Annotated in this window: 12 protein-coding genes; all 12 read right to left on the reverse strand. The window is 39.0% G+C overall.

Going from position 1 to position 12,802, the window contains the following annotated elements:
* Nucleotides 1-89: 89 nt before the first annotated feature.
* Entirely contained in the window at nt 90-1,019 is a 930-nt protein-coding gene (gene dnaI / locus H131_RS15905) for a primosomal protein DnaI (protein WP_268891045.1), read from the reverse strand.
* 24 nt (nt 1,020-1,043) lie between these two features.
* Nucleotides 1,044-2,411, reverse strand: coding sequence for a replication initiation and membrane attachment family protein (locus tag H131_RS15910; RefSeq protein ID WP_036130626.1), 1,368 nt, complete (start codon nt 2,409-2,411; stop codon nt 1,044-1,046).
* 18 nt (nt 2,412-2,429) lie between these two features.
* The gene (nrdR, locus tag H131_RS15915; RefSeq protein ID WP_010860166.1) at nt 2,430-2,900 is read right to left on the reverse strand and encodes a transcriptional regulator NrdR; all 471 of its coding nucleotides are present in this window, start codon (nt 2,898-2,900) and stop codon (nt 2,430-2,432) included.
* Nucleotides 2,901-3,129: 229 nt separating this feature from the next.
* Nucleotides 3,130-4,152, reverse strand: coding sequence for a glyceraldehyde-3-phosphate dehydrogenase (locus H131_RS15920; RefSeq protein WP_010860167.1), 1,023 nt, complete (start codon nt 4,150-4,152; stop codon nt 3,130-3,132).
* Nucleotides 4,153-4,448: 296 nt separating this feature from the next.
* Complete coding sequence (gene coaE, locus H131_RS15925) at nt 4,449-5,042, reverse strand: dephospho-CoA kinase (protein ID WP_010860168.1); 594 nt, start codon at nt 5,040-5,042, stop codon at nt 4,449-4,451.
* A gap of 13 nt (nt 5,043-5,055) precedes the next feature.
* Complete coding sequence (gene mutM, locus H131_RS15930; RefSeq protein ID WP_010860169.1) at nt 5,056-5,928, reverse strand: bifunctional DNA-formamidopyrimidine glycosylase/DNA-(apurinic or apyrimidinic site) lyase; 873 nt, start codon at nt 5,926-5,928, stop codon at nt 5,056-5,058.
* 11 nt (nt 5,929-5,939) lie between these two features.
* Complete coding sequence (gene polA, locus H131_RS15935) at nt 5,940-8,567, reverse strand: DNA polymerase I (protein WP_010860170.1); 2,628 nt, start codon at nt 8,565-8,567, stop codon at nt 5,940-5,942.
* A 212-nt stretch (nt 8,568-8,779) separates the two neighbouring features.
* Complete coding sequence (locus H131_RS15940) at nt 8,780-9,211, reverse strand: hypothetical protein (RefSeq protein WP_036130631.1); 432 nt, start codon at nt 9,209-9,211, stop codon at nt 8,780-8,782.
* 163 nt (nt 9,212-9,374) lie between these two features.
* The gene (gene hflC / locus H131_RS15945) at nt 9,375-10,385 is read right to left on the reverse strand and encodes a protease modulator HflC (RefSeq protein WP_010860171.1); all 1,011 of its coding nucleotides are present in this window, start codon (nt 10,383-10,385) and stop codon (nt 9,375-9,377) included.
* On the reverse strand, nt 10,385-11,362 hold the full coding sequence (gene hflK, locus H131_RS15950; protein ID WP_036130632.1) for an FtsH protease activity modulator HflK: 978 nt from the start codon (nt 11,360-11,362) through the stop codon (nt 10,385-10,387). The genes hflC and hflK overlap by 1 nt, the downstream gene beginning before the upstream one ends.
* A gap of 119 nt (nt 11,363-11,481) precedes the next feature.
* Nucleotides 11,482-12,195 carry an LrgB family protein gene (locus H131_RS15955; RefSeq protein ID WP_010860173.1) on the reverse strand — a complete coding sequence of 238 codons (714 nt, stop codon included), beginning with the start codon at nt 12,193-12,195 and terminating at the stop codon, nt 11,482-11,484.
* Nucleotides 12,192-12,560 (reverse strand): CidA/LrgA family holin-like protein, encoded by a 369-nt coding sequence (locus H131_RS15960; RefSeq protein ID WP_036130635.1) that lies wholly within the window; start codon nt 12,558-12,560, stop codon nt 12,192-12,194. Before H131_RS15960 ends, H131_RS15955 begins: the two co-directional genes overlap by 4 nt.
* Nucleotides 12,561-12,802: the final 242 nt, after the last annotated feature.

Below are 12,802 nucleotides of genomic sequence, written 5' to 3' on the forward strand. Positions count from 1 at the left end.
ACACAAAACTCATGTCCTCATCAATGCATTTTGTTATTTTGTATATGTGAAAGTATACGCTCGATTGTCGTAAATTGCAACTATCAATATTAATCGCGGCGATTTTTGCCACCCATTTGCACAGGCTCCGTAATGGCTTTAATACGCTCCATTATTCGAGCTGCCTTGACCACTTCCAAATCACCTTTTTGCGATTGTGCTAAGTGGTGCTCTAATTCATCATAGTTAAAATTAGACGTAATGAAAGTTGGTAATTGCTCTGCCATTCGATAGTGGAAAATGGTACCTAGTATTTCATCTCGCGTCCAAGCTGACATCGTTTCTGCCCCTAAATCATCTAGCATCAAAACAGGTGCCTTTTTGACGTAGTCAATTTTCTCTTGCAGTGAATTATCACCAATTGCATTTTTCATCTCACGCAAAAACTCAGGGACAAAAACCACGACCGATCTCACTTTAATGGTTGCAAGTTCATTGGCTAATGCACCTAACACAAATGATTTCCCAACACCGAATTGCCCATATAAATAAAAGCCCTTTGTTGGCAATACTCCTGTTTCACGTGTGCGTTGCACAAAATCTGCTGCACGATTTGCAATGTCGACACGCGAATAATCATCAATAAATAAATCCTCAATCGTCGCCTGTAAAACATCCTTCGGCATATGCATGCTTGCAATCATATTGGCAATATCACGACGATCATCCTCACGAACCTTTTGTTCACAACGTACATAATCGATTTCTACTGAATTCCGCACTACTCGCAGTTTTGGAATAAACCCTGTTAAATAGTTTGTACAATGTGCAGTATGGTCGCAACCGCAGCATTCAGTAGATTGACTTATAAATTCATGGAGCTTCGGCAAATTACGTTCTACTGCCTCATAGCTTAATTCCTCTGCATGCTCTGCTAAAAATGTCTGGACACGAGGGTTTTCTAAAATTTCTTTACGCATCGCCTCATAACGTTCTTGAAAGGATGGCATTTTAATCACTCGTTGTAGTGGTCCATTAATTGGTTCGATTGTTTTTCACCTACCTTATTCTTGCTGGTTGCTTAACTTTTCTAGTATTTTTAGTCGTTCCTTTTCAAAATCTGTTGCATCTACAGCCGATTCTGACTGTACCTCTACTTGCTTATCATTTCTCTTGTAAAACCAATCTGGTACTTTTTCCTCGCGGCGATTTTTTGCATAGGTATTCTTTTTCGCTGACGTCTGTGGTTTATTCTTCCACGTTGTATATTTATCATGCTCCTGACGCGCAAGTTCCATTGCTTGCTTCGCTGATTGTATATTTTTACGTACCCAATGGTCAGCAATGGTTTCAACATATTTTTTAGGTAGTTTCATATCGGTCGTTAACATGACATATTCCAGAAGCGCATTGACCACTCCTACTGGCATACCGTGCTGAACGATTAAACTTTCAGCGAGTTGGACAGACGTCTGCAGTGGCTCTTTCCCATTATTAATATCTCGTAACACTTGAATCGGTGCAGTCGTTTCTAAATAGTGTTGTAACTCTTGATCTTTTGTTTTTTGCATGGAATCCTCTACCGCTGCTGGCGCCTCATAAACTCTAGCAAGTTTCGGCGGCTCCTTGGACACAGTCAGTTTATAAAAATCAGCTGCCGCTTTGCGCAGTCGCTCTTGTGATATGCCTAAATCATCATCGAGTGCTAAAATGACAACTTTTTGCATGTCCAATGCAGTTAAGTGATATAAGAAAGCTAGTTTCGCTATGGCTTCACGTACATCAAGCGTTAATAGACTCGCTGGCACTAGTTGATCCGATAACCCGGCTTGCAGCAACTCAAAGTCAAACTGTTCGAAATAGAACGGATACACTTTTTGTGGCTTATTACTTTCCGTACCAACTTGTAACTCCGTAGGAATATTTGTACTAACTGGCTTAAACACATCAATAAAGGCACGTGACACATCCTTAAACTCACTGTCTCTTACAGGTCGAATAAACCGTTGACGCAGTTTCCGATACGCTTGTTCTCCAATCTTACTGAACAAGAACATCGACAAAAGGGGATCTTTCATAAAACTATCTGCATCCAATGGACGCATAAGCTCATATAAAAAACTACGTTGTTCGGCTTCTTCTTTTTTCCACGTGCGTAATAAGCCGATTGCTTCTAGCGCAATACGTGCCTCGAAAACCTTGCCAATGGGTAGCCCCAATACATTCATTAAATAATAATGTGACATTTGCTGCCCTGGCATTTGCTCTGCCTCCGCCCATAACGTTAAATACAGACTGATTGGCTCTGCTCCAGTTAAGGGCTGGTAAAACAAAGTTACTAACTGACGTTCTTGTGTAGAAAGCGCATGAGGTAGACGAATGTCAAAAGTATCAGCTGGTTGTAATTCCCTATACAAATGAATCAACGTCATTCACCCTCTCTGTTTGCTTTATGATTTCTTTTCAGTTTGACGTTGAATGATTTCTTTGATTTCCTCAATAAAGACATTGATGTCCCTAAACTGACGGTAAACCGATGCAAAGCGCACGTAGGCGACCTCATCAATTTTCGCCAAGCGGTCCATCACCATTTCTCCGACATCCTCTGATCGTACCTCTGCATTGCCTATACGACGTAAATCTTTTTCGATAGATAAGACAAGTTCCTCTAGTACTTCAAGAGCAACAGGACGTTTTTCACAAGCACGAATTAGACCACGTAATACTTTTTCGCGGCTAAACTCTTCCCGTGAACCTTCTTTTTTCACAACGACTAATGGTGTCTCTTCAATTTTTTCAAACGTTGTAAAGCGAAAGCTACATGACTCACATTCACGACGTCTACGAATTTCTTTATTATCATCTACAGGCCTCGAATCCACTACACGTGTTCCGTTAAATTGGCAAGATGGACATCTCATATATTTACTCTCCTGATTCCACAACAATTTAATATTTCTATTATAACAAATTTCCCGCTTGTAAAAAATCACTTTCGTTTTTTCTGACAAGATGTAGTATATTTGTCCAGCTAAAAAAGCACATCGAAACCACTAGGATTTCAATGTGCTCATTAAAAAGTAAATTTAAAAGGTTGGTATATGCCCTGTTTATAGCCAATATTGAAGAGCAGTTTTAATGGAATAAAAATTATGCGTTAACTGTTTCTAACGCTCTTGCAACTTTTTTCATAAGATCTACAACACGTGCAGAGTAGCCCCACTCGTTGTCATACCAAGCAAGTACTTTCACTTTACGGTTGCCCATTACCATAGTAGAAAGACCATCTACTGTTGAAGAGTAAGTTGTTGTATTGTAATCGATCGATACAAGTGGCTCGATTGAGAAGTTTAAGATACCTTGCATTGGACCCTCAGTTGCGGCTTTCACAAATGCAGCATTTACAGATTCTACTGTTACATCCGTGTTTAAATCTACAACAAGGTCAACTAAAGATACGTTTGGTGTTGGAACACGAAGTGCCATACCGTGAATTTTACCATCCAACTCTGGTAACACTAATCTTAATGCTTTTGCAGCACCTGTTGATGTCGGAATGATTGATTGTGCGCAACCACGTGCACGACGTAAATCTTTATGTGGATTATCTAGGTTCTTTTGGTCATTTGTATAAGCATGAACTGTTGTCATTAAACCGCTTTCGATACCAAATGTGTCATTCAATACTTTTGCCACTGGTGCTAAGCAGTTTGTTGTACAAGAAGCGTTGGAAATAACGTCATGTTTGTCAACATCAAGTTTTTCATCGTTTACACCTAAAACAATTGTGATATCTTCATTTTTACCTGGTGCTGTTAAGATAACTTTTTTCGCTCCCGCTTCTAAGTGCATTGCTGCTTTCTCACGATCATTGAATTTACCAGTTGCTTCAATAACGATATCCACACCCATTTTCGCCCATGGTAATTGTAATGGATCACGTTCGCTAATAATTTGCACGCGTTTACCATTTACAAGTAAAGCATCGCCTGCAGGTTCAATCGTACCTTCGAATGTTCCGTGATTTGTGTCATACTTAATCAAATGTGCTAACGTTTCAGCTGGATAGCTCGCGTTAATCGCAACGATATTTAAATCTTCTTGTACGATCGCTTGGCGGAAAACCATACGTCCGATACGTCCGAAACCATTAATAGCAATTGATACTGTCATTTATAAAATCCTCCTGTGAGTACGAACTCATATTAATTATACTTTATGCTGATTAGTATAACACAATTTTAAAAAAGATGAACATTATATACTCATAATAAAAAAGTTCTTATTTTCTGAAAAATAAATGACCAATAAGTTCCTCTGATACTAACGGATACTCCACCGTAGCAACCGTTTGCTTCAACTAAAAAATCGAAGAAAACTCCCATCGATGAAAGTTTTTACTTTATTTTTATTATGGCGCTTACACGCAAAAAAATGCGTAGCGATATGTTCTCGCTACGCACTTAATATTAAAGAACGCCCCAATGATGAAGGATTTTCTTTAATTGCTCCTCAGTTTGTTGTAAATCTTCATTATTGTAAATTACCGCGTGAGCACCTTTTTCCTTTACGGACAATGGCAACTGGGAATGAATGCGAGCTAGCGCATCCTCCTTCGTTAAATGATTACGCTCCATTAAGCGGCGAAGTTGTACATCTTCTCTGACGGATACAACGATAATACGCTCTACGAAATGCTGTAATTTACTTTCAAACAACAGTGGAATATCCATGACGATATGTGTTTGCCCAACTTCAACAAAAGCATCGCGTTGACGAAGCATTTCTTGCCGAATGGCAGGATGCATAATATCATTTAAGATTTTACGCTTTGCAGGCTCGTGGAAAATGATATCGCCCAGCTTTGCGCGGTCTAAACTACCATCTGCATGCAATATGGCCTCACCAAAATTTTCAGCAATTATTGTTAACGTCTTTGTACCTGGTTCTACGACATCACGTGCCACAATATCTGCATCTACAATCGGCAAACCAAGCGCTGTCATCATTTTCGCTACAGTACTTTTTCCGCTTGCAATACTTCCTGTTAGTCCGATAATCATAGTAAATTCCCCTTTAATGTTGACAATTTGGGCAAAAGACTGATGTGCGCCCACCAATTGTCATTTGACTCGTTTCGGTCTCACACGCTGGGCATATCTTCTTCCCATACATTTTCAGTCGGTTTTGCATGCTTCCCGCCTCACCGTTTATATTGCGATAATCTGAAATTGTTGAACCACCAGCATCAATACTTTGCCGAAGTATCGCTACAATCGCCTCAAATAATTCACGCTTCCGCTTTTCACTAAGACGGTTCATCTTGCAAGCAGGATGGATTTTTTGAGCAAATAATGCCTCAGTGGCATATATATTGCCACAGCCTGAAACAACTTGTCCATCCATTATCACTTCTTTAACAGCCTTGTTCTCGTATTTAGGTAATAACGTTTTGGCAATAAAATAAGTACTCGCGCACTCATCGAACGGCTCAGGTGCCATTTTTGTTAGTGGTGCATGATCTTCTATCTGTGCTAAAAAACGCAACTCACCAAAGCGACGAATATCTGAGTAAATTAAATACCCACCGTCTGACATGTGAAATGTTGCATGAATATGTTTTTTAAATTTAGCCTCTCCAATATCTTCAGGGGAATTAACAACAAACCATGCACCTGTCATTCCTAAATGACTGACTAATATATAAGGCACATCCTCTTTCAATAGATGGAAAAAGATATATTTTGCACGACGTTCAATCCTGTGAATTGTCATTTGAGTTAGCGCCATTTCAAACGCATCTGGCTCTGATTGTTTAACGATACATTGTTTTCCCTCACTAAAAGAAAAGCGAATGATTTCAGATAGCTGTACCTGTTCAATTGTACGTCCTTCAATTTCAGGTTTTAACGCCTGTACAACACCTTCAACTTCTGGTAATTCAGGCACTTTAACACCTCCTACTTTGCTTCGTACCATGTTGCCCCGTAGTTGAAGTCCACTTTTAATGGTACAGTAAGCTCGATGGCATTCTCCATTACTTCTGGTACGATTTTTTCAAGCAGAGCAATCTCTTCTTTTGGTGCTTCAAAGATTAATTCATCATGCACTTGTAAAAGAAGCTTTGCCTGCATATTTTCTTTTTTCAAACGGGCATCCATATCAATCATCGCTTTTTTTATAATGTCAGCAGCACTACCCTGAATTGGCGTGTTCATTGCTGTACGCTCCGCAAAGCTTCTTAGATTGAAGTTAGAGCTAGTAATATCAGGTAAATAGCGACGACGATTTAATATTGTTGTCACAAAGCCATTAAACTTTGCATCCTGTACAATGTCATCCATATAGCGCTTTACACCCGGGAAGCTCGCAAAATACTTGTCAATAAATAGAGCAGCTTCTTTACGCGTGATATCTAAATTTTGCGATAAGCCATAATCACTAATTCCGTAAACGATACCAAAGTTAACTGCTTTAGCAGCTCGACGCATATTACTATCGACCTCTTCCGCAGATACATGGAAGACATCCATCGCAGTACGCGTATGCACATCCATCCCTTCACGGAAAGCTTCTACTAAGTTTGGATCTTCAGACATATGAGCAAGAACGCGCAGTTCGATTTGTGAATAGTCAGCCGAGAATAAAATCCAATCCTCTTGAGATGGTACAAATGCCTGACGAATTTTACGTCCTTCCTCCAAACGAATTGGAATGTTTTGTAGGTTTGGATCTGTCGAGCTCAGGCGTCCTGTCGCTGTTAATGCCTGTTGGAAGCGCGTATGCACCTTGCTATCTTGTTCACGAATTTCTTTTAGCAGACCCTCAATATAAGTTGATTGTAATTTGCCTAATTGACGATACATTAAAATATGTTCAATAATCGCATGCTCTGGCTTTAATTTTTCTAATACATCTGCAGCTGTCGAATAGCCCGTCTTCGTTTTTTTGATTACAGGAAGTCCAAGCTTATCGAAAAGTATAACCCCTAACTGCTTCGGTGAATTAATATTAAATGCTTCGCCTGCTTCAGCATAAATAGCTTGCTCAAGGACTACTAACTTATCAGTCAGCTCCTGTCCCATTTCTTCTAGCGTCGCACGATTCACCGTAATACCTTCACTTTCCATTTCACTTAAGATGGCTGCAAGTGGCAGTTCTAAATTTTTATAAAGCTCAAACTGTTCGTTTTCACGCAGTAACTCCTCCAGCTTCGGTTGCAATGCCCAAACAGCAAAGGCTTTACGGCTCACATGTTCGGCAAGTATAGCTGTATCTGGTACAGCACGTTTTGCTCCTTTTCCGTAAACCGATTCATTAGCTTGTACATCACGATAGCCAAGCTCCTTTGCAAGAGTTGCCACATCATCACCACTAAGTGCAGGATTGTTAATGTAGGATGCAAGCAGTAAATCAAAGTCAACACCGGCTAAACGAATCCCCTCACGCTTTAAGGCTGCCTGGGATGCCTTTGAATCAGCCATATATTTCACTTTTGTTGCATCCTCTAGCCAACGACGAAGTACATCTGATTTTACCGCAACGTCAAACGGCACATATTTTGTAGCTGTACCGTCTGTAAAAGCAATTCCAAGTTGCTGACATGTATGGTAATGCTCGTCCTCAAGCTCCACATGTACGGCCATTACATCCTTGAGGAACTCAGGTTTTACTTCTTGTACAATATCATAAGCAAATGGTGCACGTTCTTCTTCCTCGATCGTAAAATCACTTTTTTCTAGTAGTGATTTAAAGCCAAGTTCCTGCCACACATCGATTAGCGCTGCCTCATCCGGACCGTTATAGGTAAGCTCTGTCAGTGCTACTTCAATCGGTGCCTCTGTGAAAATTGTTGCAAGCTGTTTACTCATAAGTGCCTGTTCTTCGTTTGCGACAAGCTTTTCTTTCATTTTAGAAGTCTTTACGGTATCCATTGCCTCATAAAGGGCCTCTACTGATCCGTGCTCTTTTAACAATTTAACCGCAGTCTTTTCACCTACACCTGGCACACCTGGAATATTGTCCGAAGCATCCCCCATTAGACCCTTCATATCGATAATTTGCAATGGTGTTAAACCGTATTTTTCCTCAATAAAGGCTGGTGTGTTTTTTTCAATTTCCGTAATACCCTTTTTCGTAATATACACGGTTACCTGTTCTGTTGCGAGCTGTGTTAAGTCACGGTCTCCCGATACGATAATAACGTCTATATCCTGAGTCGCCGCTTCCTTTGCCAATGTCCCAATGATATCGTCCGCTTCGTACATTTCAAGTTCATAGCGTTTAATACCATATGCATCGATCAGCTTGCGTATATATGGAAATTGCTCAGATAATTCTGGTGGGGTCTTTTGACGTCCACCCTTATATTCTGTAAACGTATCATGACGGAAAGTTGTTTTTCCCGCATCAAAGGCAACGAGCATCTTCGTCGGCTGTTCTTCCGCCAAAATCCTTTGTAACATTGTCGTAAAACCGTATACTGCATTCGTATGAATACCACTATCATTCGTTAACAATGGCAACGCAAAAAACGCGCGATACGCTAAACTATTGCCGTCCAGTAATAGCAATTTTTCCTTTGTCATTTAAAATTCCTCCTGCGTTGTCGTCGTCTTTCTATTGTAAAACGAAAACGTATGTTTGAAAATGCCTCTTCCCATTACTTTATCGGGAAAACAAACTTTTTACCAATCATAGAGACGAAAATCCGTTAAAATTTCTAAATAGAACAAAACTGGAGCAATTCTAGCCTAGTCACAAAAAAAGCCAATTGCCTAATGCAATCGACTCTATATCACTATTGGCTTACTTCTGTTGTCTTATCTTTGCGATTGAAAATTTCCTCATATATAACCGTTAAAATAAAGGCATTCATAAAAGCAATCACTAAAAATAAAGGCATACCACCAAGCTCAGGTTGTGTGAGCTTTATACTAAATACCATGACTGTACCAATTTGCGCTAGGAAGAAAATGAATCCAATCCCTACCTGCCAAATAGGTCGCTGTACTTTACGTTTCTCGTACCAGAACATTTTTTTAAATGCCTTACGGACATCTTCCGCAATAACTAAACTTATTAAAAATAAAACCACAAAAAATACCGGTATATAATAAACACTTTTCGTCAGCCATTCAAAATCTGTTAGTCGAAAGAAAAGTGTAAACAACGATGCCATACTACAAGCTATTCCTAAATTTTGGAGCCACGTGCTAATTTGTAATTTCACAGCTATTACCCCCATTTATCATTTCTAAACATCATAATTTTATCAGAAAATAGGATTCTATGAAACACTTAATTATGAATTTGCTATAACAAAAAAGTGGAAATTGCATACTTTGCTAGTACGCAATTTCCACTACTATTAAATCCCTGCAAGGATTACTAAATTATTGTATATAGCCTGATAAAAGTTTTGCATATGGTGAAGTGGATGGCAAAATAATGACTGTATCTTCCCCGACAGTTTTCTTATACGATTCGAGCGTACGATACAAGGAATAAAATTCAGGATCTTTTGAGAATGAGCTGTTATAAATTTTGGCAGCCTCTTCTTCTCCCTCCGCTTGAATTAACGATGCTTCTTTATTTGCTGTTGCTAGCATTTCTTGAACTTGACGATCTGTCTGTGCTTCAATACGACGTTTATCTGCATCACCTTCTGATAGATATAATTGTGCAATCGATTGACGTTCAGACACCATTCTAGTGTAAACAGACTGTTCATTTTCAGACGGTAAATCCGTACGACGAATACGAACATCGACCACTTCAATACCATATTTATCATCTGACAATAGTTTATTTACGCGTTTAGTAACACGGTCATTTAAGCTACCGCGAGAGGAATTTTCATCATTAATAATTTCCTCATACTTCAATTGTCCAAGTTCCGTACGAATAACCGAATAAATAAATTCCTCCATACGAGTCTCTGCTTTACTAAGTGTTCCTGCATTTGAAATAAGCGCCTTCGGATCTGTAATTCGCCATACAGCGTAGTTATCAATAATAATACGTTTTTTATCTTTAGTATTAATTTCTTCCTCTGAAATATCATACGTCATTTGATTTTTTGGTAATCTCGTTACGCTTTGAATGAATGGCACCTTTATTTTCAATCCAGGATCACGTTCAAACTTCACCACTTCTCCAAATTGACGAACGACGGCATACTCAGATTCTTTTACAATATAAACATTAGCAAATAGAATAATAGCAAGTGCAAATACAACCGTTAAAGTGACAGCAAGTGAAAGGAATTTCTTTGGATTTAAGGGACTTTTTTTAGACATTTTTACAACGTTATCGCTCTTGTCTCCATCAGCAGGAGCGGTATTTTTCGTTTTACCTGATAAAAAACTTAGAAATTTATCAAGGTCCTTATTTTTTTGGTCCATTAGTTACCGCTCCCCTCTTTTTTCTCTTTTTTCTCTGTAGTCGTTTGCTGTTCTGTAGGTTGCAACGCTTGTAATGGTAAATACTTCATTGTACTGCCATCATCATTCATAATATAAAGTTGTGCTTTCGGTAGGACGTTTTCAAGTGTTTCTAACACTAAACGTTCACGTGTAATTTGTTGATTGCCTTTATATTGTTCATACATTTTATTGAAGACGGCCACATCCCCTTGTGCCTGCTCAGTACGCGCTTTTTTTGCACCTTCAGCCTTTGAAATAATGGCATCTTTTTCACCTTCAGCTTCGCTGATGCGTTGGTTTTTATACTTTTGTGCTTCATTTGTTTTTGTATTTTTCGTTTCACGTGCATCTGTAACTGCTGTAAAGGCTGCACGTACTTCGGAGTTAGGTAGCTCCACATCTTGTAGTTTTACACCTAAAATACCAACACCTATATCATATTTTTCTACTAAAGATACGAGTAAATCACGCGTATTCGCTTCAATTTCTGCCTTACCATCTGTTAGCGCCGCATCAATCGTTGAGCTCCCAATAATTGAACGAATCGCGCTTGATGTGGCGCTATGTAGAATTTCTTCTGGATTTTGTGAACTGAATAAATACTTTCGTGGATCTGTAATTTTCCACTGAACAACGAGATCTGTTAAAACGATGTTTTCATCCCCCGTAATCATTTTCGTTTCAGCATCATAGTCCTCCAACTCGCCTGACTTGTTTTGCTTATAACCAAACTGTAAACTAAATGTTTCTTTCGATAAAACCTCTACCGACTGAACTGGCCAAGGTAATTTAAAGTGTAAACCAGGATTTGTAACCATATCATCAGCACGACCAAATGTAATGACAACGGCTTGCTCCGATTCATCTACTGTGTACCACGATGTAAATACAGCGATCAGTGCCACAATACCGAAAATTCCAAGTCCCACCATCATTAGTGTCTTTTTCACACTCATGTCTGTTCCTCCCTTTTACTTAGTACTATTGTATACGGGAAAACTTACAAAAAGTTTCAAGAAAATAATATTTATTGGGCGTCTTACACTGTTATATAATCAAAATATCCTGTCACCAATTAAGGCAACAGGATATTCATAACAAGTTGTTCAAATACAGGGAAAAATGTTGTTGATAAGATTATACTAATTAAAGCCGCAACAACCATGGCTAAACTTGCAAAAGTACCTTCCAGCTCACCAAACTCAAATGCTTTAGAAGTACCTGTACCATGCGCCCCCATACCAAGCATTAAACCTTTTGTGGACGGTGTACGAAAACGACTTAATCGAATGATTAGTGGTGCAAGTAGGCTTCCAAGAATACCCGTAGTCATAACGAAAACAGCAGTGAGTGTTGGCGAACCGCCAATCATATTTGAAATATCCATTGCGATGGGTGTTGTGACAGAACGTGGTACTAAGCTGTGCACTAGTTCGTCATTTAATCCAAGCATTAATGCCATGAAAAATGAGGATATAATTGCAACAGCCGACCCAACAGCAATACTAAGAAAAATTTCAAAGGCATGTTTTTTTAGAAGCGAGAAATTTTTATATATCGGTACGGCAAAAGCAATTGTCGCCGGCCCAAGTAAGTTCGTTAAAATATTGGCTCCTGCATTATAGGAATCATAGGATGTTCCTGTTAGCAGTAAAACAGTAATGATGACTAATGGTGTGATAAGCATTGGTGTTAGCCATTCTTTTTTAAACTTTTGATAGAATATTTTACACGTGTAAAAAATGGCGATAGTTCCCAGCAAACTTATTACAGCAATCAACATACTCATGCAGTATCACCCTTCTTTCGTTGCTCTAGCCATTGTGCTGTGTAACCCGTCATTAGCATGACGACAATGGCACTCACGACGATTACAAGGACGACTTTCATGCCTTGAACACCGAACAGTGCATCATAATTGATAACACCAATTGCTGATGGAATGAAAAACAATAATAATTCACTCAGTAATAATCCCGCACCTAGCTCAACCCATTCAAGTTTTATGATATGAAACTGTAGTAGTAAAAACAATAATACTAGCCCTATTATGCTCCCTGGAATCGGCAAGTGAAGTATGCGTGCAATACTATTTCCGACAAATAATAGTATGTAAAGATAGCCAATTTGCACGAGACATTTGGCGATTTTCATGGTCAACCTTCTTTCAATCTTTTATGCTACTATACTTTACACCTATTTTAGGTAAGTGTAAAACACAAAAAGAATCCACCTCCAAAAAACTTTGGAAATAGATTCTTTTTGTGGTGTAGCTACAACCATAAAATGAAACTCCAATCAGTGAAGGTTTTCTTCATCTCCCACTGATGAGCATACGAGTGAATCAAGCTACATTTGGTCTTATCAAACTATTTGGGGGGTTTCTACAAATTAGT

Source organism: Lysinibacillus sphaericus OT4b.31 (assembly GCF_000392615.1).
Lineage (GTDB): Bacteria > Bacillota > Bacilli > Bacillales_A > Planococcaceae > Lysinibacillus > Lysinibacillus sphaericus_B.